The organism is Kitasatospora sp. NPDC023118 (assembly GCF_055560875.1).
Map to the genome: position 1 here is coordinate 20,831 of NZ_JBVHHW010000012.1, position 23,642 is coordinate 44,472.

Here is a 23,642-nt window from a genome sequence, read left to right on the forward strand (position 1 = left end):
GTCCGCGGGCACCATCGGAGCCTGATCCGTTTCCCGACGACGACGGGCGGCCGGGATGACGACAACTGGAATCACGACACGGACGGCGGCGGCCCCGGCCGCCGCCGGGGGCGCGCCCCGGCGCGGCCTGGTGCTGGGCGGCGGCGGGATGCTCGGCGCGGCCTGGACGGTCGGCGCGCTGTGCGCCGTCGAGGAGGTCACCGGACGGCAGCCGGGCGGGGCGGACGTCCTGCTCGGCACCTCGGCGGGCGCGATCCTGGCCGCGATGCTGACCGGCGGCGTGCGCCCCGAGCAGCTGCGCGCCCACCAGTGCGGCCTGCCGATCACCGAGGGCCCGCTGGCCGGGGTGGCCTTCGACTACGGCACGGCGGTCGGCGGGCCGCTGCCGCCCCGCCCGCGGGCCGGAATCGGCTCGCCGGACCTGCTGCGGGACGCCGTCCGGCACCCGCGCGAGTACCCGTTGCTGACCATGGTCTCGGCGATGGCGCCGCACGGCCGGGGCTCGCTGGCACCGGTCGGCGCGCTGGTGCGCGACCTGCTGGGCCCGGGCGGCTGGCCGGCCCCGGGAGCGGCTGAGCCGGGCCCGGCCGCCTCGCCGCTGCGGGTGGCCGCCGTGGACTACCGCAGCGGCCACCGGGTGGTCTTCGGCGACCCGGACGCCCCGGCCGTCGCCGTCGCCGACGCCGTGATGGCCTCCTGCGCGATTCCCGGCTGGTTCGAGCCGGTCCGGCTGAACGGCTCGGCGTACGTGGACGGCGGCTGCTGGTCGGCCACCAGCGCCGACCTGATGCTCGGCCGCGGTCTGGAGGAGGTGTACGTGCTCGCCCCGATGGCCCTGCGGCTGGACCCGCGCGCCGAGCGCTCCGGCCGCGGCACCCTGGCCGGGCTGCGCGAGTGGCGGGAGCGGGACCGCCCGCGCGGCGTGCTGGCCCAGCTGGTCAGCCGCTACCGCCGGGCCGTCACCCGGCAGCTGCTGCGCGAGGCCGCGCTGCTGCGGGCCGAGGGCGTGCGGGTGCGGCTGCTCGCACCGACCCTGGCCGACCTCGCGGTGATGGGCCCGAACATGATGGACCCGGCCCGTCGGGGCGAGGTGCTGGAGAGCGGCCTGCGGACCAGCCGGGAGGCCCTGCGGGCCGCGCGCTGATCGGGGTGGAGGGTGATCACGGCCGGCCCGGCTGAGCTTATTCTTGGGGCGCTGGAGAAGCTGTGCCGCTGGACGAACCCCGCTGGACGAACCGGAGAGTGCCACCGATGCGCGTGTACGTGCCCACCACCCTGACCGGCCTGGCGGCGGCGCACGAGGGCGGCGCCCTGGAGCAGTCCGCGGCGTACGCCGTGACCCCCGCGCTGCGCGAGTGGTACGTCAGCGACGACCTGGAGGAGCTGGAGTACGCGGCGCTGAACCGGGCCGCCCAGTCCTCGCTGCGGCTGCTGGCCGCCGACCCGCAGGCCCCGCGCCGACGCGTCGTGGTGGCGTTGGACGTGGCCGACTCGGCCGTGCGGCCCTTCCCCGGTGACGAGTACCAGGACCAGGCCTCGCTGGGCCGGGTGGTGCTGGCCGGCCCGCTGAAGCTCGCCAAGGCCGCCTCGGTGCACGCGGACGTCGCCGACGACGAGGTGGTCGCGGACGTCACGGCGGCGGTGGCGGCGGTGGCCGCGGCCGACGCGGGCGACCAGGACGCCCAGTTCACCGTGGACGGCGCCGAGGACCACGACCTGCTCTGGTTCGCGACCCAGGAGATCCCCTCGCTGCTGGCCTGAGTGACCTCGGTCCTACCGGTGTGTCGTCCGTCCGGGTTACCGTCTGAACCCGTGCGCACTCACATCGTTTGGGACTGGAACGGCACCCTCTTCCACGACATGGATGCGGTCCTCGGCGCGAGCAACGCCGCGTTCGCGACCATCGGCGTCGGGCCGATGACCATGCAGCAGTACCGCGAGCAGTACGAGATCCCGATCCCGCGCTTCTACCAGCGGCTGCTCGGCCGGATGCCCTCCCAGGAGGAGTGGCTGAGGCTGGACGACGCGTTCCAGGACCGCTACCGCGAGCTCAGCACGGCCTGCAACCTGACCGACGGCGTGCTGGAGCTGCTGGAGGACTGGCAGTCGGCCGGGCACAGTCAGTCCCTGCTGTCGATGTACACGCACGACAAGCTGGTCCCGCTGGTCGACTCCTTCGGCCTGACCGGCCGCTTCCTGCGGGTCGACGGCCGTAGCGGCCCGTCCGGCGGCCAGAAGGCGGAGCAGCTGCGCAAGCACCTGGCCGCGCTCGGGGAGCGGGTGGACCCGGCCCGTACGGTGCTGATCGGCGACGCCGCCGACGACGCCCTGGCGGCGCTGAGCGCGGGTGCCCACGCGGTGCTCTACACCGGCGGCTCGCACACCCGGGAGAAGCTGGAACCGGTCGGCGTCCCGGTGGTGGACAGCCTGGCCGAGGCGGTCGAGCTGGCGGGCCGGCTGGCGGGCTGAGCCGCCGGCGGGTCGGACGGCCGAGCCGCTGTTCCGACGGCGGACGTGGTGGGCGCCACGTCCGCCGTTGGCGTGTCTGGACGGGCGGATCCGCCCGGGCCTGGTCAGGCTGGGGGTGACACCAGTGGAGAGACAGCCCGCAGCAGCCAGCAGGACGGAGCGGCCATGCCCATCGACGCAGTCACCGAGGTGCCGACCCCGGTCAACGAGCCGGTGCTGGCGTACGCGCCCGGCAGCCCGGAGCGGGAGCGGCTGGTCCGGCGACTGGACGAGCTGGCGGCCGAGCAGATCCCGCTGCCGATGACCGTCGGCGGCGAGCAGCGCTTCGGCAGCGGCGAGCGGATCGACGTCGTCCAGCCGCACCACCACGCCGCCAAGCTGGGGGTGCTCGGCAACGCCACCCGGGAGGACGCCCGGGTGGCGGTGGACGCGGCGCTGGCGGCCGGGCGGCAGTGGCGCTCGCTGTCCTTCGACGACCGCGCGGCGGTCTTCCTGCGCGCCGCCGACCTGCTGTCCGGGCCCTGGCGGGAGACGCTCAACGCGGCCACCATGCTCGGCCAGTCCAAGACCGTGCAGCAGGCCGAGATCGACTCCGCCTGCGAGCTGATCGACTTCTGGCGGTTCAACGTCCACTTCGCCCGGCAGATCCTGGCCGAGCAGCCGAGCTCCTCCCCGGGCGTGTGGAACCGGGTGGACCACCGGCCGCTGGAGGGCTTCGTCTACGCGATCACCCCGTTCAACTTCACCGCGATCGCCGGGAACCTGCCCACCGCCCCCGCGCTGATGGGCAACACCGTGGTCTGGAAGCCCGCGCCGACCCAGACGCTGGCCGCGCACCACCTGATGCGCCTGCTGGAGGCGGCCGGCCTGCCGCCCGGGGTGATCAACCTGGTCACCGGCGACGGCCTGGAGGTCTCCCCGGTGGCCCTGGCCGACCCGGCGCTGGCCGGGCTGCACTTCACCGGCTCCACCGCCACCTTCCAGTCGCTGTGGCAGACCGTCGGCGCGAACATCGGCGGCTACCGCAGCTACCCGAGGATCGTCGGCGAGACCGGCGGCAAGGACTTCCTGCTGGCCCACCCCTCGGCCGACCCGGAGATCCTGAAGACCGCCATGATCCGCGGCGCCTTCGAGTACCAGGGCCAGAAGTGCTCGGCGCTTTCCCGCGCCTACCTGCCGCGCAGCGTCTGGCTGAGGATCAAGGACGACTTCCTGGCCGAGGTGGACGCCCTCACCGTGGGCGACGTCACCGATCTGTCCAACTTCATGGGCGCCCTGATCGACAAGCGCGCCTTCGAGAAGAACCGCATCGCGATCGAGCGGGCCAAGGCCGACCCGACCGTCGAGCTGGTGGCCGGCGGCCAGTACGACGACGCGATCGGCTGGTTCGTCCGCCCGACCGTCCTGGTCTCCTCCGACCACCGGGGCGAGATCTTCCGCACCGAGTACTTCGGCCCCATCCTCGCGATCCACGTCTACGAGGACTCCCGCTGGGAGGACGTGCTCGGCCGGGTCGACTCCGGCGCCCCCTACGGCCTGACCGGCGCGGTGATCGCACAGGATCGTTACGCCATCGCCCAGGCCGTGGAGGAACTGCGCTTCACCGCCGGAAACTTCTACATCAACGACAAACCCACCGGCGCCGTCGTCGGCCAGCAGCCCTTCGGCGGCTCCCGGGCCTCGGGGACCAACGACAAGGCGGGTGCCGCCCAGAACCTGCTGCGCTGGACCTCGGCCCGTGCGATCAAGGAAACCTTCGTCCCGCCGACCCACCACGGCTACCCGCACATGGGCTGAGAGTGAACACGAGGCTCCGGTTTGGACATCCCGTCCAGGACGGACCCGACATCCTTCAGGTTTGCGCCTCCCTGTCCCTGTGCACCTTCGATTGATCCGGTTAGGCTGGCTGGCGTCGTCGGGTGGCTTGCAGGACGAACGAGTCGTCCTACCCACTGGGAGGACGTTTCATGCGTGCCATGAGCCCCTTTCAGTCGGATGGTGCGGCAGGATTGCGGTGACCCGTCGGTGTACATCCACACACCACCGAGTCACGCAACGGCGCGCGACAGGAGCCAAGAAGTCATGCAGACCAAGCTGGACGCAGCCAAGGCCGAACTGCTCAAGAAGGCAGCCGCAGCCGCTGAGAACAGCCAGGTGGGGGGAGCGGCGCCGGGGGAGGGTCTGAGCAACGGTGCTCTGACCGCGTACCTGCACCACTACTACCTGCACACCGCGCCCGAGGACCTGGTCGACCTCGACCCGGTCGACGTGTACGGAGCGGCCGCCTCCCACTACCGCCTGGGCCTCAAGCGCCCCCAGGGCACCGCCGAGGTGCGGGTCCACACCCCCTCGGTCGAGGAGAACGGCTGGTCCTGCGGCCACACCGTGGTCGAGGTCGTCACCGACGACATGCCCTTCCTGGTGGACTCGGTCACCAACGAGCTGTCCCGCCAGGACCGCGCGATCCACATCGTCATCCACCCCCAGCTGGTCGTCCGCCGTGACATCACCGGCAAGCTGCTGGAGATCCTGGACGTCGACGCCTGCTCCCGCAGCCAGGCTGCCGGCGCCGAGTGGCCCGCCGACGCGACCGTCGAGTCGTGGATGCACATCGAGATCGACCGCGAGACCGACCGCGACGACCTGCGCTCCATCGAGACCAACCTGCGCCGCGTGCTCGGCGACGTCCGCGAGGTCGTCGAGGACTGGGGCAAGATGCGTGAGAGCGCGCTGCGCCTGGCCGACGAGCTGGCCGAGGAGCCCCCGGGCGGCCTGCCCGAGCAGGAGGTCGGCGAGGCCTGGGAGCTGATGCGCTGGCTCGCCGACGACCACTTCACCTTCCTCGGCTACCGCGAGTACGACCTGGTCGAGCACGAGGGCGAGGAGGTCCTCAAGGCCGTCGCCGGGACCGGTCTCGGCATCCTGCGCTCCGACCCGCACAGCTACGACGACCGCCACCACGCGGTCTCCGAGGCCTTCGGCCGCCTCTCCGCGCCGGTGCGCGCCAAGGCCCACGAGAAGAAGCTCCTCGTCCTGACCAAGGCCAACAGCCGCTCCACCGTGCACCGCCCGGCCTACCTGGACTACGTCGGCGTCAAGAAGTTCAACGCCGCCGGCGAGCCGATCGGCGAGCGCCGCTTCCTCGGCCTGTTCTCCTCCGCCGCCTACACCGAGTCGGTCACCCGCATCCCGGTCGTGCGCCGCAAGGTCCAGGAGGTGCTGGACGGCTCCGGCTTCTCCAGCGAGAGCCACGACGGCCGCGACCTGCTGCAGATCATGGAGACCTTCCCGCGCGACGAGATCTTCCAGACCTCGGCCGCCGAGCTGCTCTCCATCGCCACCAGCGTGCTCTACCTGCAGGAGCGCCGTAAGCTGCGCCTCTTCCTGCGCCAGGACGAGTACGGACGCTACTTCTCCGCGTTCATCTACCTGCCGCGCGACCGCTACACCACGCGCATCCGGCTGCTGCTCACCGACATCCTCAAGGAGGAGCTGAACGGCGCCACCATCGACTACACGGTGTACGCCACCGAGTCGGTGCTGACCCGCCTGCACTTCGTGGTCCGGGTCGCCCCGGGCACCGAGCTGCCCCAGCTCACCGACAGCGACATCGAGCGGATCGAGAACCGCCTGGCCGAGGCCGCCCGGTTCTGGATGGACGGCTTCCACGACCAGCTGCACACCGAGCTGGGCGAGGAGAAGGCCGCCGAGCTCGGCCACAAGTACGCCAACGCCTTCCCCGACGGCTACCGCGCCGACTTCTCGCCGCGCACCGCCGTCTCCGACATCAAGCAGATCGAGTCGCTGCACGGCGAGGGCGACTTCCGCCTGAACCTGTACCAGCCGGTCGGTGCCGGCGACGACGAGCGCCGCTTCAAGATCTACCGGGTCGGCGGCCCGATCTCGCTCACCGAGGTCCTGCCGGTGCTCCAGCGCCTGGGCGTCGAGGTGCTGGACGAGCACCCGTACGCGCTGCGCCGCTCCGACGGCACCACCGCATGGGTGTACGACTTCGGCCTGAAGCTGCGCGAGGCCACCGGGCTCACCGACGAGGCCCGCGAGCGCTTCCAGGAGACCTTCGCGGCCACCTGGACCGGCAAGGCCGAGAACGACGGCTTCAACGAGCTGGTCCTGACCGCCGGGCTGAACTGGCGCCAGGCGATGGTGCTGCGCGCGTACGCCAAGTACCTGCGCCAGGCGGGCTCGACGTTCTCCCAGGACTACATGGAGGACGCGCTCCGCAACAACACCCACACCACCCGCCTGCTGGTCAACCTGTTCGAGGCCCGGCTGAGCCCGAGCCACCGTTCGGGCGCCCTGGAGCTGACCGAGGCCGTCCTGGAGGAGCTGGCCGGCGCGCTCGACGAGGTCGTCTCGCTGGACGAGGACCGCATCCTGCGCTCCTTCCTGAACCTCATCAAGGCCACCCTGCGGACCAACTTCTTCCAGCACGACGGCTCCGGTGAGTGGCACTCCTACGTGTCGATGAAGTTCGACCCGAAGGCCATCCCGGACCTGCCGGCCCCGCGCCCGGCGTTCGAGATCTGGGTCTACTCGCCGCAGGTCGAGGGCGTGCACCTGCGCTTCGGCAAGGTCGCCCGCGGTGGTCTGCGCTGGTCCGACCGGCGCGAGGACTTCCGCACCGAGATCCTCGGCCTGGTCAAGGCCCAGATGGTCAAGAACACCGTCATCGTCCCGGTCGGCGCCAAGGGCGGCTTCGTCGCCAAGCAGCTGCCGGACCCGTCGGTGGACCGCGACGCCTGGCTGGCCGAAGGTATCTCGTCCTACAAGACCTTCATCTCGGCGCTGCTGGACATCACCGACAACCTGGTGGCCGGCGAGGTCGTCCACCCGGCCGACGTGGTCCGCCACGACGAGGACGACACCTACCTGGTCGTCGCCGCCGACAAGGGCACCGCGACCTTCTCCGACATCGCCAACGGCGTCGCGGAGTCGTACGGCTTCTGGCTCGGCGACGCCTTCGCCTCCGGCGGCTCGGCCGGCTACGACCACAAGGGCATGGGCATCACCGCCCGCGGCGCCTGGGAGTCGGTCAAGCGCAACTTCCGCGAGCTCGGCGTCGACACCCAGACCGAGGACTTCACCGTCATCGGCATCGGCGACATGTCCGGCGACGTCTTCGGCAACGGCATGCTGCTCAGCGAGCACATCCGGCTGGTGGCCGCCTTCGACCACCGCCACATCTTCCTCGACCCGAACCCGGACGCGGCCGCCTCGTACGCCGAGCGCCGCCGACTGTTCGAGCTGCCCCGCAGCTCCTGGGACGACTACGACAAGTCGCTGATCTCGGCCGGCGGCGGGGTCTTCCCCCGCAGCGCCAAGTCGATCCAGGTCAGCGCGCACGTCCGGGCCGCCCTGGGCATCCAGGAGAGCCGCCTGACCCCGGCCGAGCTGATGAAGGCGATCCTGCAGGCGCCGGTCGACCTGTTCTGGAACGGCGGCATCGGCACCTACGTCAAGGCCTCCACCGAGACCAACGCCGAGGTCGGCGACAAGGCCAACGACGCCATCCGCGTCAACGGCGAGCAGGTCCGCGCCCGGGTCATCGGCGAGGGCGGCAACCTCGGCTGCACCCAGCTCGGCCGCATCGAGTACGCGGCCTCCGGCGGCCCCGAGAGCACCGGCGGCTGGATCAACACCGACGCCATCGACAACTCGGCCGGTGTGGACACCTCGGACCACGAGGTCAACATCAAGATCCTGCTCAACCAGGTTGTCACCGAGGGCGACATGACGGTCAAGCAGCGCAACGTCCTGCTCGCCGAGATGACCGACGAGGTCGGCCACCTGGTGCTGCGCAACAACTACGCGCAGAACGTGGTGCTGGCCAACGCCGTGGCCCAGGCGCACAGCATGGTCAACGTCCACGCGCGGATGATCAACCGCTTCGAGGCGGCCGGCCAGCTCGACCGGGCCCTGGAGTTCCTGCCCACCGAGCGCCAGATCCGCGAGCGCCAGCAGAACGGCCGCGGGCTCTCCCAGCCCGAGATGTCCGTGCTGCTCGCCTACACCAAGATCATCCTGGCCGACGAGCTGCTGGCCACCGACCTGCCCGACGACCCGTACTTCCGCACCGCGCTGCACGAGTACTTCCCGAGCGCGCTGCGGGCGAAGTTCGCCGACGCGATCGACAACCACGCTCTGCGCCGCGAGATCATCACCACGCTGATCGTCAACGACACGATCAACCGCGGTGGCTGCACCTTCGCCTTCCGCCTGAAGGAGGAGACCGGCGCGACCTACGAGGAGATCGCCCGGACGCACACCGCCGCGCGGGCCGTCTTCGGCCTGGAGGAGATCTGGGCCGAGATCGAGGGCCTGGACAACAAGGTCCAGGCCCGGGTCCAGACCAAGATGCGGCTGCACTCGCGCCGCCTGGTCGAGCGCGCCACCCGGTGGATGCTCAACAACCGCCGCCAGCCGCTCGACATCGCCGGCACCATCGAGTTCTTCCACGACCGGGTCAACCAGGTCTGGGGCTCGCTGCCCAAGCCGCTGCGCGGCGAGGACCTGACCTGGTTCGAGTCGATCTACAACGAGCTCGCCTCGGCCGGGGTGCCGGAGGAGCTGGCCACCCGGATCGCCGGCCTGTCCTCGGTCTTCCCGGCCCTGGACATCACCGAGGTCGCCGACCGCTCCGGCAAGGACGTCGCCGACGTCGCCGAGCTGTACTACGACCTGGGCGACCGCCTGCAGATCTCGCACCTGCTCGACCGCATCATCGACCTGCCCCGCACCGACCGCTGGTCGTCGATGGCCCGGGCCGCGATTCGCGAGGACCTCTTCGCGGCCCACGCGGCGCTGACCGCCGACATCCTGGTCTGCGGCCCCGAGGGCGCCACCCCCGAGGAGCGCTACAACGCCTGGGCGGACCTCAACTCCACCCTGCTGAACCGCGCCAAGAGCACCCTCGACGACATAAGGGGTTCGGACAACTACGAGCTGTCCAGCCTCTCGGTCGCGATGCGCGTCATCCGCACCCTGCTGCGCACCGGTTCGATGCGCTGACGGACGGCTCCTTGTGTCGGCGGGCCCGCGTCCTTCCTCGGACGCGGGCCCGTCGGCGCGTTTCCGCCCGATATGTGTTTCCGCATGTGGAGCGGACCGGCCTGCCAGTGGATGGAGAAGTCATGGCGCGAACCGGTACCGATGGCGACGCTCTGCCGGAGGCCGTGAAGTTGGCCCGGCGGACAGAGCCGGCCGACGCCGTTGCGAACGGTGAGTTCGACTCTCTCGGCGAACCGGGCCGGCAAGCAACCGGACTCGATCAGGTTGAGAACAGCCCGCCCAATCGCTTTCGGGTCCTTGGCACATTCGACGGCCCGGAGACGGACCTCGGAGCGCGAGCGAGGAACATCATCCGGGAGTCGATCGTCGAGCCGGACGAGACCGAGTACTTGATGAGTTCGCCGGAGAACGCCCGCCGTCTTCTCGCCTCCCGGCAGGCTGCCGCCGAAGGCCGATTCGTCTTCCGCCACCTCAGCTGAGGGCTCCGGTGAGGGGCCCGCGCCCGCGCAGGGCCGCGCGGGCGCGGGCGACGCCGCTGAGGGTGGCGGCTGCCCCGGTGCCGACGGCGGGGGTTCTGGTGCCGAGGCCAGCGCAGGGGCGGCAGATCCCGGGGCGGGGCACCGGGTCATGGCAGCGCCCGCATTCGAGGTGGGAGGCCGGTGGGGCCGTTGGCCGTACGGGCGGCAGCTTGCGTTGCAGGCGATCGCGGAGGATCGCCGCAGGGGAGTGCATCGGTTGCGGCAGCCCGGGGAGCAGCGCGTGGGCCAACTCGGCTTCGCTGCTGCCCCGTTCCAGCCACTGGGCGACGAGGGGCGCGAGCGTCCGCGCCTCGGCCTCGCCGAGGCGCAGACGCGGTTCGGGCCGGATCACCCGGAACAGCACGGCCACGGCGGTGCGGGTCTGTTCATCCGGGAGGGTGGGTTCTTCTGCCGGGTTCTTTACGGGAGGGGTGACAGCGCGGCCGGTGCCTCGTTCACCGGCAGCCGGACGGGGGACAGCCGGTGCCAGCTGCGGGGTGTCGAAGACGTGGGCCTCGGAGTGGACGGTGCCGTTGGGCATCCGGACGGTGTCGACGCGGTAATACCCGGCGTCCTTCAGCTCCTTGAGCGCGCGGCGTACGGCGCCGCGCCCCTGCGGACTGGTGTCGGCCATCTGTCGGCCGTCCTCACGCCAGCCGTTCGGGCGGGAGAGCAGATCGGCGAGGAGGCCGCGAGCGGTGAAGCTGAGGCGGCGGTCCTGCAACAGGCCGTTGGGAAGCACGGTGAAAGAGCGCGCGTGAGCGCTACGATGAATCTGCATTGGGAGTGTTGGCTCCTGGTGCCGGACCCCGGGGTGTTCCAGCACCGCCGGGGTCTCCTATGTTCTGTTGATGATGCGGAAAGTAGCACATCAACTACACGGAGTGCCAAGCGTTCGCGAAATCCGCAGCCGGAAGGGCCGGCTGATGGCGAGGTCTGGTTGCGGAGTTCTCGCCGCTGGTCAGATCCGGCAGCCGGTCGCCATGGGGCGGGCGCGTTCCAGGAGTTCGCGCACGTGGAGGGCAAGCCGGTCATTCGCACCCCGGTTGACAGCCCGTGCCAACTCGCCTTTCCCCCAAGCGGCCCCCGCCGTGGTTCACGGCGGGGGCGGAGTGGCTGTCCTATGAAATCGATTTCACAGTGCCTCAGCGCGAGGCGGCGCGTTGGAGGGCGCTGGCGAGGAGGGCCAGGTCGGTAGGGCCGTTGCCGAGTTCGCGGACCGGGCGGCGGGCCGGTGGGGCGCCGAGCTGGAGGGGGTCTATCGCGACGACGGTGGGCCGCAGGGTCGCCGTGCGGGGGATGCGGCCGCTGATCCGGGCGGTCTGGAAGGCGGTGACGCCGCCGTCGGGGCGGCGCAGGTAGCCGCGGCCGGGGGTGTCCTCCGGGAGGGCGGCCGCATCGCCGAGGTGGATCAGCAGGTCGGAGTCGGCCGGGTCCTCGGTGCGCAGGGCGATCCGGAGCAGGGCGGCCTCGTCGACCTCGGTGCCGGCGCTCTCCTCCGGGCGGCCGGTGGCGACCGCGAGGTGGATGCCGAGCGGGCCGCCGCGCCGGGCGACGGCGGCGAGCGCGCGGGCCAGCGGGCGGCCGGCCGGGGAGGTGGGGGAGAGCAGGGCGTCGTAGTCGTCGACGACGACGACCAGCCGGGCGGGGACTGGAGAGGTGGGGGAGGCGGCCGGACGGGGGCCGTCGGCGCTGCGCGGCGGGATGATCCGGGGAGCGGAGGCCGAGGCGGCGCCCACGGTGGCCGGAACCGGGACCTGCGGGCGGTCGGCGTCCAGGCTGTGCCCGTCCAAGATGCGCGCCGCGTGCCAGGAGGCGAAGTCCAGCCCGTCGAACAGCCGCTCCCGCAGGGCGAGTTCGTCCTCCAGGGTCTCGGCCGCGAGCAGTGCGGCGCGCGGGTCGGCGGCGGCGTTGACCCGCCCGATGACGTGCGGCAGCTCGGTGCAGCCGTCCAGGCCGTCCTGGCCGTCCTGGCCGTCCGAGCCGGCCCGGCCCTCGATGAGGGTGACGGTCAGCCGCTCGGGCCGCTCGGAGACGGCGAGCGAGGCGACCAGGGTGCGCAGCAGCTCGGTCTTGCCGGAGCCGCGCGCGCCGCCGATCAGCAGGTGCGGGCCGCCCGGGTCGGGGGAGGGGAGGGCGAGTTCGGGGTCGGCCAGGTCGAGGGTGCACAGCTCGTCCCGGGTGGTGCCGAGCAGCGCGGTGGCCGCGCCGATGCCGCCGGCGTGGGCGGCCCAACGGGCGGACAGCTTGGCCGGGGTGACGGTGTCGAGCTGGAGCAGGTCGAGCAGTCGCAGCGCGTCCGGCAGCGGCCCGCGGGCGGCCGGGGCGGCCTCGCGCAGCGGGGCGAGGACGCGGGCCAGCCGTTCGGCCCAGGCGTCGGAGACGGCGTCCAGCGAGACCTCGTGCAGGGTCTCCCGGCCGCGGGCGACCGGGCGGTCGATGGACAGGTGGGTGCCGACCTCGCCGGTGATCAGCGCGGTGGCGCCGAGGCCGCGGGGGAGCAGCTCGGGCTGCTCGGCGAGGCAGATCGGGAAGATGCCGACCGCCGGGCCCTGGCGCAGCAGCAGGTCGAGCGCGTGCCGGGCGTCCTCGGTGGCCGGGCGGCCGTCCACCACGACCACGGTGGCCGGGTGGCCGCCGAGGCCGGTGGGGCCGCTGAGCCGGGCGGTGAGTTCGGTCAGCCGGGCGGTGGCCTGTTCGTCGTCGAGGCCGAGCAGCAGCCGGCAGTCCTGGCCGTCGACGGGGCGCAGGTGGGGCAGCCACAGTGCCCAGGCCCAGGTGTCGACGCGGTCCTCGGGGCTGCGGGCCGGGTCGGCGTCGACCACGACCAGGCTCAGCCCGGTCGGCGGGTGCAGTGCGGCGAGCTGGGCGACGACGGCGCGGGTGAGCGCGTCCAGGCGTTCGCGCGGGCCGCTGAGGCCGAGGCTGCCGGCGGTCTGCAGGTCGAGGGTGACCGGGACGGCGGGCAGCATGGTGCCGGGCGTGGTGCCGGGGCCGCCGGGGCGGTCGGCGGTGCCCAGCCGCAGGGTGAGCGCGTCGGGGTGGCCGGGGCCGCGCTCCCAGAGCCGGGGGCCGGGGCCGACGGCGTTGAGCAGCACGGTGGCGAGGTCGGGCCAGCGCTCGCGCTGGGCGGCGGCCTGGCGCAGCCGCACCGCGGCGTGGTGGCGCTCGGCGCTCTCCTCGGGCGGTTCGGCGGTGCGGCCGGACAGCAGTGAGAGCAGGCCGAGGCCGCGCCCGTGGGTGGGCTCGGGGGCGGCGGGCGGCTCGATGACGGGCGGCGCGGGCCGTACCGGGCCGGGGGCGGCGAGCTGGAGGTGGCCGTTGCCGTCGGGCAGGGCGGCGCGGGCGGGCTCCCCGGTCGGTTCGAAGACCTGCAGGGTGGATTCGCCGATCCGCAGCAGGGCGCCGCTCTCCAGCGGGACGGCGGCCTCGGCCGGGCCGGGTGGGACGAGCCGGCCGTCCAGGGTGGTGCCGTTGGTGGAGCCGAGGTCGCGGACGGCGATCCGGCCGTCCTCGCCGAGGTGCAGGGCGAGGTGCAGCCGGGAGACGTCCGGGTCGTCGAGCGGGACGTCGACCTCGCCGGAGCGGCCGATCCGGATCTCCCGGCCGTGCAGCCGGTGGACGCCGCCGGCGTCGGGGCCGCCGACGATCCGCAGCTCGGCGGCGGCGGTGGTGTCGTCGGGGTCGTCGGCGGTCGGGTCGGGCTCGTTGAGGCTGAGGACGGCGCCGTCGAGCAGCGGGGGGTGGCCGAGCAGGGTGTGTTCGTCCACCCGGTGCGCCCCGGAGTACAGGTGCACATGGGTCGCGGCGCGTGGCCCACGCACGCCCACGGCGCCCGCGAGCGCGCCCGCGATGGCGCCGAGCGCGGTGCCGACGGGCGCGGTGACCAGCACGTCCACGTAGGGGATGGCGGCGCCGGCGGCGGTCGGGCCGCTGCGCGGTCGGAGGACGGTCAGCCGGATCTGCATCTCGCCCGCGGGTCCCTTCTGCTGGTGTGATGCCTGGTACCGCTGCCCGGTGTCGTCGCGGCCGCACCGGGCGGTCGCGGTGACCCTTTGGGCCACACGAGTGGCGAGTGTCCATCCTGCCATCCGGCGTGGACAGTCCGCGCACCGTACCGGATTTGACGATCTTGCGATCATCGCCATGGTGGAGGCGACGGGGAGTCAGGTCAACCGCCGCAGTGACGGCCCCGCGACGGGCCCGGGCGAGCGGCTCCGGCCAGTCCCCCCGGACGCGTCAGGGCAGTCCCCTAGGGGATGTCCCCAACCCTGCTCGGATGGCCCGCCGGGCACCTCAGAAACCTGAACGGACACCGTTAGAGTGGCCGCAAACACGGGCCCGGCAGGCTCACCGCACCGGCGGAGGAGCGCCCCGCGCGGGCGGCACGGCGAGGAGTGCGACAGGTGCGGCCAGTCGGCAGCAAGTATCTGCTTGAGGAGACCCTGGGGCGGGGTGCCACCGGGACCGTCTGGCGCGGCCTGGTGCGACCGGACGTCCAGGTGCCCGGCAGCGAGCCCGGGCAGCAGGTGGCGATCAAGGTGCTGCGCGAGGAGCTGGCGGCCGACCCGGACGTCGTGATGCGCTTCCTGCGCGAGCGCTCGCTGCTGCTGCGGCTGACCCACCCGAACATCGTCCGGGTCCGCGACCTGGTGGTCGAGGGCGAGCTGCTGGCCCTGGTGATGGACCTGGTGGAGGGCCCCGACCTGGCCCGCTACCTGCGCGCCAACGGCCCGTTCAGCCCGATCGCGGGCGCCCTGCTGATGGCCCAGGTCGCGGACGCGCTGGCGGCCAGCCACGCGGACGGGATCGTCCACCGCGACCTCAAGCCGGCCAACGTGCTGCTCGCCTCCGTCCTGGTGGACGGCACCGAGCAGATGCACCCGATGCTGACCGACTTCGGCATCGCCCGGCTCGCCGACTCCCCGGGCGTCACCCGCACCCACGAGTTCGTCGGCACCCCCGCGTACGTCGCACCGGAGTCCGCCGAGGGCCGCGCGCAGACCTCCGCGGTGGACGTCTACGGCGCCGGGATCATGCTGTACGAGCTGGTCACCTGCCGCCAGCCGTTCCAGGGCGACAGCGCCCTGGCCGTCCTCCAGGCCCACCTGGCGCAGGAGCCGCAGCGGCCCAGCACCATGCCCGAGCCGCTCTGGACGGTGATCGAGCGCTGTCTGCGCAAGGACCCGGCCCAGCGGCCGAGCGCCACCTCGCTGGCCCGCGCGCTGCGGGTGGTCGCGGCCGGGGTCGGCGTGCACGCCTCCCCGGCGGCGGTGGACGAGGCGCTGGCGGTCGCCGCCCTGCTGCTGCCCGACCCGCAGCCGACCACCGTCCCCGGCGCCGTGTCGGCCGTCCCGACCGGACCGGGCGGGACGGGCGCCGAGGACCGCACCCAGGTGCTGCCGCCGCCCCCGGGCGGCCCGCAGTACGACCCGGCCGCGGCGACCCGGGTGATGGGCACCCAGCCGCCGCCCGTGCCCCCGTACGGCAGCCAGGACCGTACCCAGGTGATGCCGCCCACCGCCGTGCCCCCGCCCCCGCCCGGGGCGCCCGCAGGGCCGCAGGAGGAGGCGCCGCACCCGTGGCAGACCCAGCTGCGCGCGGCGCGCGACCGCAACCAGCAGACCCAGGTCGGCTACTTCGGCCCGGAGGACTTCGAGGACCCGCAGGTCGCCCCGCCGCCCTATCAGGCCGGCCAGGGGGGCCAGGCCGGCCAGGGCGCGCCCGGCTACCAGCCGCAGCCGCCGGCCGGCTACCGCCCGGACCAGCGCCGCCAGGGCCCGCCGCCCGGCTACTCCCAGCGCCCGCCGGTCGCCCCGCCGCCCTACCAGGCCGGCCAGGGTGGTCAGGCCGGCCACGGAGGCCAGCGCGGCCAGCGGGGTCAGGGCGCCCCGGGTGCGCAGGGCGGCTACCGGCAGCCCCCGGCGGGTTACGGCCAGCCGCAGGGCGCCTACCCGCCGCCGCCCCCGCCCACCCCGGTGCCGCGCCGGGCCGAGCCGGCCGCGCCGCAGTACCGGGAGCCCCCGCAGCGCCGCGAGGAGCCGCCCGCGCCGCCCCGCCGCGAGCCCGCCCCGCCGCGCGAGCGGCGTCCGCGCAGCCGCAACCGGATGTACATCCCGGGGCTCGGCTGCCTCAAGGGCTGCCTGATGGTGCTGCTGGTGCTGGGCCTGGCCGGCGTGGCGTTGTGGAACTTCACCCCGCTGCCGCACTACTGGGACAACGTCGTGGGCTGGTGGGACTCGGCGCGGGACTGGGTGAGCAGCGTCTTCGGCAAATAGGCGCGGATCGCCTCCGAGGCAGCAGGATTGACGCTTTGTCGACAATTCACGAGATTTCTCGCCCCGGAGTCCCGCCCTGGGGCGGTCAGGCGGCCCGCGCAGGGGGTCGGGGCGCGTAGGTTGGTCGCTGTTGTCCCGCCCCACCGAGCGCGCCCGGACCCCCGGAGCGCTCCCGCGCCGCCCACGGAGCAGCATTGGCACGCAAGATCGGCAGCCGGTACACCGTCCACCAGGTGATCGGCCGGGGTTCGGCCGGGACGGTCTGGCTCGGTGAGGGGCCGGACGGCCCGGTGGCGGTCAAGCTGCTGCGCGAGGACCTCGCCGCCGACCAGGTGCTGGTCGGCCGCTTCGTCCAGGAGCGCACCGCGCTGACCAGCCTCGACCACCCCCGGGTGGTCGGCGTGCGCGACATGGTGGTGGACGGTAGCGACCTCGCCCTGGTGATGGAGCTGGTCCAGGGCACCGACCTGCGTTCCCGGCTGGAGCGCGACGGCGCCCTCCCGCCGCAGACCGCCGCCTCGATCATCGCCGACGTCGCCGACGGTCTGGCCGCCGCGCACGCGGCCGGGATCGTTCACCGCGACGTCAAGCCGGAGAACGTCCTGCTCGACCTCGCGGCCGCCCCCGGCCCCGGCGGCGCCCCGCGTGCCAAGCTCACCGACTTCGGCGTGGCCCGCCTGGTGGACGCCCCGCGCCGCACCCGGGCCACCCGGATCATCGGCACCCCCGACTATCTCGCCCCCGAGATCATCGAGGGCCTGGAGCCGCGCGCCGCCGTCGACATCTACGCCCTCGCCACCGTGCTGTACGAGCTGCTGGCCGGCTTCACCCCGTTCGGCGGCGGCCACACCGGCGCGGTGCTGCGCCGGCACGTCACCGAGCAGGTGCCGCCGATCCCCGGCCTGCCGGACGGCCTGTGGCGGATCATCTCCGAGTGCCTGGCCAAGGCCCCCGCCTCCCGGCTGCGTGCCGCCGAGCTGGCGGCCAGGCTGCGCGAGCAGCTGCCCTCGCTGGCCGGACTTCCGGTGCTGGCGGTGCCCTCCCAGGGCCGCGCCCCGGCCGAGGAGCAGCTGAGCCCCGGCGAGGCCGTCTACGCCGAGATCGACGCCGGCCCGGGCATCCACAAGCGCCGCCGCGGCCCGGCCGTCCCGCTGGTGCCCGGTATCGCCCCGGACTCCACCCGGGACACCCACACCAGCCTGCGCCGCCCCTCGGCCGAGGAGCTGGCCGCGTACGCCGCCGAGTCCCGCGCCCAGCGCGCCGCCCCCGGCCACCGCCGGGACCGTCAGGCCCTGCTGCGCCGCCGCCGGCTGCTGGCCGTGCTGCTGGCCACCGTCCTGCTGCTGGCGGGCGCCGCCGCGGCCTGGACGGCCTTCGCGGCCACCGAGCCGGACCGCGGCCACCCGGCCCGCCCGGCCGTGCACAGCACCGCCCCGCGGGCGCCGTAGCGCGCCCCTGAACGGGGGTGTCGTCATGACCACCCCCGGAACCATTACCCTGGGGGGCGTGGCAGCCGTCGATCCTTCCGAAGAGCTCAAGAACCTCGATACGACCATGGGGTCGATCGAGGCCGTCCTCGACCTGGACAAGATCCGGGCCGACATCGCGGTCCTGGAGGAGGAGGCAGCCGCCCCCACCCTGTGGGACGACGTCGCGAACGCGCAGAAGGTGACCAGCCGGCTCTCCTTCCTCCAGGGCGAACTGCGCCGGGTCGAGGGCCTGCGCAGCCGAATCGACGACCTGGGCGTGCTGTTCGAGCTGGCCGAGGCCGAGGACGACGCGGACACCCGCGCCGAGGCCGAGGCCGAGCTCGTCTCGCTCCAGAAGGCGGTCGAGGAGCTGGAGGTCCGCACCCTCCTGTCGGGCGAGTACGACGCCCGCGAGGCGCTGATCAACATCCGTGCCGAGGCCGGTGGCGTGGACGCCGCCGACTTCGCCGAGCAGCTGATGCGCATGTACCTGCGCTGGGCCGAGCGGCACGGGTACCCCACCGAGGTGTACGACACCTCGTACGCCGAAGAGGCCGGCATCAAGTCCGCGACCTTCACCGTGAAGGCGCCGTACGCCTACGGCACCCTCTCGGTCGAGCAGGGCACCCACCGCCTGGTCCGCATCTCGCCGTTCGACAACCAGGGCCGCCGGCAGACCTCCTTCGCCGGTGTCGAGGTGCTCCCGGTCGTCGAGCAGTCCGACCACGTCGACATCGACGAGGGCGACCTGCGGGTGGACGTCTACCGTGCCTCCGGCCCCGGCGGTCAGGGCGTCAACACCACCGACTCGGCGGTGCGCATCACCCACATCCCGACCGGCATCGTGGTCTCCTGCCAGAACGAGCGCTCGCAGATCCAGAACAAGGCGTCCGCGATGAACGTCCTCCAGGCCAAGCTGCTGGAGCGGCGCCGCCAGGAGGAGAAGGCGGCGATGGACGCGCTCAAGGACAGCGGCAGCTCCTGGGGCAACCAGATGCGTTCCTACGTGCTGCACCCGTACCAGATGGTCAAGGACGTCCGCACCGCGTTCGAGGCCGGCAACCCGCAGTCCGTGCTGGACGGCGACATCGACGGCTTCATCGAGGCCGGCATCCGCTGGCGCAAGCAGCGCGAGACCAGCGCCGGGTAAGCACCGGACACCACCCGGACACGGAGAAGGCCCCCGACCACAGTGGTCGGGGGCCTTCCCGGTATGTCTCGTCGGTCCTCAGGCCAGCGCCTGCCGCGCGATCAGCGCCACCGCGAGCAGACCGGCCAGCAGGGCCAGCAGCATCGCGGGGGAGAGCGCGGCGAACGGCCCCTGCTGCTCCTGCAGTCGGGCCCGGTTGGCGCGGCACACCGGGCAACGCCCGTCGCTGACGCGGCCGTTGCAGTTGGCGCACACCAGATGGTCGCAGGTCATGCGATCTCCTCCTCGCTGCTACAGCCAACGCGCCGGACGGGGCTTTGGTTCCTCTTCCTGCCCTGTACGGGGGAGCGGCCGAACACGGTCGCCACCTCCACTCTGCCAGGTTCTGGCGGTTCCGGCTCCCGGGCTGTGAGATGGCTCGCAGTATTCAGGGCATAACCGGATATTCTGCCCCAGATTTCGACCGCTGTCCTGGGCCGCCCCTGCGGGCCGGTCGCCGATTCGCGTATGGTCCCAGACCGGGAGCGGCCCTCCGCGCTCCCATCGCCCGCCCCAGGACCGGGCCCCCGGGGCGGACCGACCAAGGACTGGCGCCGCCTAGGATGGCCTCCGTGATGCAGCCGTGATCAGATTCGACAACGTCTCCAAGACCTATCCCAAGCAGAACCGTCCCGCCCTGGACAACGTCTCGCTGGAGATCGAGAAGGGTGAGTTCGTCTTCCTGGTCGGCTCGTCCGGCTCGGGAAAGTCCACCTTCCTGCGCCTGTGCCTGCGCGAGGAGCGCCCCAGCACCGGTGCGGTGCACGTGCTGGGCAAGGACCTCGGCAAGCTGTCCAACTGGAAGGTGCCGCACATGCGCCGCCAGCTGGGCACCGTCTTCCAGGACTTCCGCCTGCTGCCGAACAAGACGGTCTCGCAGAACGTCGCCTTCGCCCTGGAGGTGATCGGCAAGCCCAAGAGCGCCATCAACAAGGTGGTGCCCGAGGTGCTTGAGCTGGTCGGCCTCGGCGGCAAGGAGGACCGCATGCCGGGCGAGCTGTCCGGTGGTGAGCAGCAGCGCGTGGCGATCGCCCGCGCCTTCGTGAACCGCCCGATGCTGCTCATCGCGGACGAGCCCACCGGTAACCTCGACCCGCAGAACTCGGTCGGCATCATGAAGCTGCTCGACCGGATCAACCGCACCGGCACCACGGTGCTGATGGCCACCCACGACCAGGCCATCGTCGACCAGATGCGCAAGCGAGTCATCGAACTCGACAAGGGGCTGCTCGTCCGCGACCAGGCCCGCGGCGTCTACGGGTACCAGCACTGACCCACCAGCGCTGACCCGTAGGGCCGCCGGCCCGAACCGCCAGACCGAGCAGTACCGACCCTGGAGTTGTTTCCGCATGCGTGCCCAGTTCGTCCTGTCGGAGATCGGTGTGGGTCTCCGACGCAACCTGACCATGACCATCGCGGTCGTGGTCAGTGTCGCGCTCTCCCTCGCCCTCGCCGGTTCCTCGCTCCTGGTCCGCGACCAGGTGAACTCCATGAAGGGGTACTGGTACGACAAGGTCGAGGTGAGCATCTACTTCTGCACCAAGGCGGACGCCCGCAACTCGCCGCAGTGCGACAAGGGCGCGGCCACAGACCAGCAGGTCCAGGACATCAAGGACCAGCTGGACAAGATGAGTTCGGTGGTGCAGTCCTCCACCTACGAGAGCTCCGCCGACGCGTACAAGCACTGGAAGGAGATGAACCCGGACAACCCGCTCATCTCCGTCCTGGGCGCGGACGCCATGCCGCAGTCCTGGCGGGTCAAGCTCAACGACCCGACCAAGTACGACGTCATCCAGAGCGCCTTCGCCGGCAAGCCCGGCGTCAAGTCGGTCGAGGACCAGCGGAAGATCCTGGAGAACCTCTTCGGCCTGCTCAACGGTCTCCAGACGGCGGCCTTCGTGATCATGGTGCTGATGCTCTTCGTCGCCTTGCTGCTGATCGTCAACACCGTCCGAGTGTCGGCGTTCAGCAGGCGGCGCGAGACCGGCATCATGCGCCTGGTCGGCGCTTCGAACTTCTACGTCCAGATGCCGTTCATCGCCGAGGCCGCGTTCGCCGCGCTGCTCGGTGCGGTGATGGCCTCGGGCCTGCTGCTCGGCGGGCACTTCTTCGTCCAGCACTGGCTGGCCGACCGGGTGCAGTTCATCCACTTCATCGGGCTGAGCTCGGTGCTCGCGGTGATCCCGCTGCTGATCGTGGTGGGTATGGGCATGGCCGGCATCGCGGCGTTCTTCACGCTGCGCAAGTACCTCAAGGTCTGATCCCCACCGGATGCTTCGGCCCCGGACGGCACTGCGCCGTCCGGGGCCGTCGCCGTTCCGCGGTCCGCCGTTCCGGCCTGCCGCGCGCGATGCGGTGTCTACACTCCCGTGCCATGCCGCAAACTCCGCGCAGGGCACCTCAGGTGGCCACCCTCAGCCTGGTGTTCGGTGCCGTGCTGATCGCCGGTGCCGCCACCGGCGCCTGGGGCGACCCGAGCGCGTCGCCCCCGCACCGCGCCTCCGCCGACCTCGCTCCGGCCGCCGCCGGGCTCCCGGTGGACCCGGCGGGCGCCGCGCTGTCCGAGCAGCAGGCCGAGCGCCTGCTCGCGGCCGGCGGCGACCGCTGGGGCGCGTACTACAGTGCCCAGGAGTACGCCGAGTTCAGCCAGGGCCTGGACGGCCGCTATCTGGGCGTCGGCCTCTCGGTGGGCCGCGGCGAGGACGGCGTCACGGCGGTCTCCCAGGTCACCCCGTCCGGACCGGCCGCCGAGGCCGGGATCGCCCCCGGCGACCGGCTGCTGCGGATCGACCGGGACCAGGCCGACCGCCTGCCGGTCACCGAGGTGGTCGCCCGGCTGCGCGGACAGGGCGGCGAGCGCAGGGTCGGCTCCGAGGTCACCCTGGCCGTCCGGCGCGGCGACGGCCAGGTGCGCGAACTGCGGCTGCGGCGGGTGCTGCTGGACAGCCAGCAGGTCACCGCCGAGCGGCTGGACAAGGGGGACCTGCGGATCACCGTACGGGCCTTCACCAGCGGCGTGGCCGAGCAGGTGCGGGCCGCGCTGCGCGCCCCGCACACCGGCGTGGTGCTCGATCTGCGTGGCAACTCCGGGGGGTTGGTGGACGAGGCGGTCGGCACCGCCGGGATCTTCCTGGACGGGGCGGTCGGCTCGTACCAGGAGCGCGGCGAGAAGCGGGAGTTGACCGCCCCGCCGGGCGGCGACCAGCGCACCCCGCTGGTGGTGCTGGTGGACGGCGGCACGATGAGCGCCGCCGAACTGCTCGCCGGCGCCTTGCAGGACCGCAGCCGCGCCGTGGTGGTGGGCTCCCGCACCTTCGGCAAGGGCACCGTCCAACAGCCCAGCAGGCTCGCCGACGGCGCCGTGCTGGAGATGACCGTCGGCCGCTACTACACCCCGGCGGGACGCTCGCTGGACGGCACCGGCCTCACCCCGGACGTCCCGGTGGCTGGTGGCGAGGACGCTGGCGCCCTCGCCCTGCGCGTACTCGCAGGGCTGGGCACTCGGGCTTAGGGCTGCTCTAAAGAAGCTGCCCTGCGCGGCGTTGAAGTGCGAGAATGGCCGCGCTGTGACTCCTCCCCCACGGCTGAGGCCGGGGAGCTTCCCTCTCGGCCCGGCGGCCGGGAGGCGGACAAGCCCTGCCCGCTGCCCGAAGGCAGGTGGTCACGTACCAAGGTCGCGTCACCTCGCGACGCTGAATCGAGAAATGGTCTGATGGCAAAGGAAACCGGACAGAAGCTGATCGCGCAGAACAAGAAGGCGCGACACGAGTACACGATCCTCGACACCTACGAGTGCGGCCTCGTACTCACCGGCACCGAGGTGAAGTCACTGCGCGAGGGGCGGGCCAACCTGGTCGACGGCTACGCCTACATCCAGAACCACGAGGCGTGGATCGACAACGTCTTCATCCCCGAGTACGCCCAGGGGACGTGGACCAACCACGCGGCCCGGCGCAAGCGCAAGCTGCTGCTGCACAAGCTGGAGATCCGCAAGATCGAGACCAAGGTCCGCGACGCCGGCCACACCCTGGTCCCGCTGTCGCTGTACTTCAAGGACGGCCGGGTCAAGCTGGAGCTCGCGCTCGCGGTCGGCAAGAAGTTGTACGACAAGCGCCAGACGCTCCGCGAGAAGCAGGACACCCGTGAGGCGGCCCGCGCGGTGGCGGCGGCCCGACGGCGCCAGCGTTAATCCGCTGGACCCTCGCCCGTCGCCTCGCGTACTATGGCGCAAGCAACACGGACGGTCATCGTCCGAGCTGTTTCTCAAAAAAACATGGGGATGATCGGTTTCGACAGGGGATGTTGAAACAGGGGAAGCGAGCCGAGGAACGCGGCAATGATCTCGTTAACCACGTGTCGCAAAAAAATAATCGCCAACTCTAAGCGCGATTCCCAGCAGTTCGCTCTCGCTGCCTAATAAGCACCGATAGCGCTTGGGTGTCAGACCGGGGAGTTCCCGACCCGGACCCTGGCATAATCTAGGGAACTCAACCGTCCGCCCGGGCTGCGAGGGCGGATGGGAAATCAAACAGCAGCTGGGCCTGTTGGCGGCTTGTCCGTGTGACCGCCAGGGCCGAGAAAAGCACAGCGGACTGCGCTCGGAGAAGCCCTGAATTAACTCCACTGGACCCGGGTTCGATTCCCGGCATCTCCACCACCCCATGTTCACATCGAAGGCCGTCCACCGCTC

General features: G+C 72.3%; 16 protein-coding genes and 1 other RNA gene. 14 read left to right on the forward strand and 3 right to left on the reverse strand.

Going from position 1 to position 23,642, the window contains the following annotated elements; all coding sequences use genetic code 11:
- Positions 1-55 precede the first annotated feature (55 nt).
- From ACZ3UD_RS17245 to ACZ3UD_RS17270, 6 genes are all read left to right on the forward strand, one after another.
- On the forward strand, positions 56-1,144 hold the full coding sequence (locus ACZ3UD_RS17245) for a patatin-like phospholipase family protein (RefSeq protein WP_465587590.1): 1,089 nt from the start codon (positions 56-58) through the stop codon (positions 1,142-1,144).
- Positions 1,145-1,251: 107 nt separating this feature from the next.
- The gene (locus ACZ3UD_RS17250) at positions 1,252-1,761 is read left to right on the forward strand and encodes a DUF6912 family protein (protein WP_380613663.1); all 510 of its coding nucleotides are present in this window, start codon (positions 1,252-1,254) and stop codon (positions 1,759-1,761) included.
- A 51-nt stretch (positions 1,762-1,812) separates the two neighbouring features.
- Positions 1,813-2,469: an HAD family hydrolase gene (locus ACZ3UD_RS17255; RefSeq protein WP_465587594.1), complete on the forward strand. Its 657-nt coding sequence runs from the start codon at positions 1,813-1,815 to the stop codon at positions 2,467-2,469.
- A gap of 171 nt (positions 2,470-2,640) precedes the next feature.
- Positions 2,641-4,266: an L-glutamate gamma-semialdehyde dehydrogenase gene (gene pruA / locus ACZ3UD_RS17260; RefSeq protein WP_465588069.1), complete on the forward strand. Its 1,626-nt coding sequence runs from the start codon at positions 2,641-2,643 to the stop codon at positions 4,264-4,266.
- Positions 4,267-4,551: 285 nt separating this feature from the next.
- Positions 4,552-9,498: an NAD-glutamate dehydrogenase gene (locus ACZ3UD_RS17265; RefSeq protein WP_465587597.1), complete on the forward strand. Its 4,947-nt coding sequence runs from the start codon at positions 4,552-4,554 to the stop codon at positions 9,496-9,498.
- Between the two features lie 122 nt (positions 9,499-9,620).
- Entirely contained in the window at positions 9,621-9,977 is a 357-nt protein-coding gene (locus tag ACZ3UD_RS17270) for a hypothetical protein (RefSeq protein ID WP_465587600.1), read from the forward strand.
- Here the strand turns inward: ACZ3UD_RS17270 and ACZ3UD_RS17275 are convergent.
- Both ACZ3UD_RS17275 and ACZ3UD_RS17280 read right to left on the reverse strand, forming a co-directional pair.
- Positions 9,970-10,758 carry a hypothetical protein gene (locus ACZ3UD_RS17275; protein ID WP_465587603.1) on the reverse strand — a complete coding sequence of 263 codons (789 nt, stop codon included), beginning with the start codon at positions 10,756-10,758 and terminating at the stop codon, positions 9,970-9,972. The two genes, ACZ3UD_RS17270 and ACZ3UD_RS17275, sit on opposite strands and share 8 nt — an antisense overlap.
- A 403-nt stretch (positions 10,759-11,161) precedes the next feature.
- Positions 11,162-13,984: an FtsK/SpoIIIE domain-containing protein gene (locus ACZ3UD_RS17280; protein WP_465587605.1), complete on the reverse strand. Its 2,823-nt coding sequence runs from the start codon at positions 13,982-13,984 to the stop codon at positions 11,162-11,164.
- A 438-nt stretch (positions 13,985-14,422) separates the two neighbouring features.
- Here ACZ3UD_RS17280 and ACZ3UD_RS17285 point away from each other — a divergent pair, with 438 nt between their 5' ends.
- The 3 genes from ACZ3UD_RS17285 to prfB all read left to right on the forward strand — a co-directional run bounded on the left by ACZ3UD_RS17285 (position 14,423) and on the right by prfB (position 18,913).
- Positions 14,423-16,294 carry a serine/threonine-protein kinase gene (locus ACZ3UD_RS17285; protein WP_465587608.1) on the forward strand — a complete coding sequence of 624 codons (1,872 nt, stop codon included), beginning with the start codon at positions 14,423-14,425 and terminating at the stop codon, positions 16,292-16,294.
- Positions 16,295-16,488: 194 nt separating this feature from the next.
- Positions 16,489-17,742, forward strand: a complete 1,254-nt coding sequence (locus ACZ3UD_RS17290) for a serine/threonine-protein kinase (protein ID WP_465587610.1) — start codon at positions 16,489-16,491, stop codon at positions 17,740-17,742.
- Between the two features lie 58 nt (positions 17,743-17,800).
- Positions 17,801-18,913 (forward strand): peptide chain release factor 2, encoded by a 1,113-nt coding sequence (prfB, locus tag ACZ3UD_RS17295; protein ID WP_465587613.1) that lies wholly within the window; start codon positions 17,801-17,803, stop codon positions 18,911-18,913.
- A 78-nt stretch (positions 18,914-18,991) separates the two neighbouring features.
- On the opposite strand, the gene ACZ3UD_RS17300 is transcribed toward prfB, so the two are convergent.
- A complete protein-coding gene (locus tag ACZ3UD_RS17300; protein ID WP_030059729.1) occupies positions 18,992-19,186 on the reverse strand; it encodes a hypothetical protein in 195 nt (64 codons plus the stop codon).
- A gap of 349 nt (positions 19,187-19,535) precedes the next feature.
- Here ACZ3UD_RS17300 and ftsE point away from each other — a divergent pair, with 349 nt between their 5' ends.
- From ftsE to ssrA, 5 genes are all read left to right on the forward strand, one after another.
- Complete coding sequence (gene ftsE, locus ACZ3UD_RS17305; protein ID WP_380611500.1) at positions 19,536-20,225, forward strand: cell division ATP-binding protein FtsE; 690 nt, start codon at positions 19,536-19,538, stop codon at positions 20,223-20,225.
- A 76-nt stretch (positions 20,226-20,301) separates the two neighbouring features.
- Positions 20,302-21,213, forward strand: a complete 912-nt coding sequence (gene ftsX, locus ACZ3UD_RS17310) for a permease-like cell division protein FtsX (protein ID WP_350741098.1) — start codon at positions 20,302-20,304, stop codon at positions 21,211-21,213.
- A 113-nt stretch (positions 21,214-21,326) separates the two neighbouring features.
- On the forward strand, positions 21,327-22,463 hold the full coding sequence (locus ACZ3UD_RS17315; RefSeq protein ID WP_465587618.1) for a S41 family peptidase: 1,137 nt from the start codon (positions 21,327-21,329) through the stop codon (positions 22,461-22,463).
- Positions 22,464-22,664: 201 nt separating this feature from the next.
- Positions 22,665-23,141 carry an SsrA-binding protein SmpB gene (smpB, locus tag ACZ3UD_RS17320; RefSeq protein WP_465587621.1) on the forward strand — a complete coding sequence of 159 codons (477 nt, stop codon included), beginning with the start codon at positions 22,665-22,667 and terminating at the stop codon, positions 23,139-23,141.
- Positions 23,142-23,227: 86 nt separating this feature from the next.
- Positions 23,228-23,609, forward strand: a transfer-messenger RNA (tmRNA) gene (ssrA, locus tag ACZ3UD_RS17325).
- The last annotated feature ends 33 nt before the right edge of the window (positions 23,610-23,642 follow it).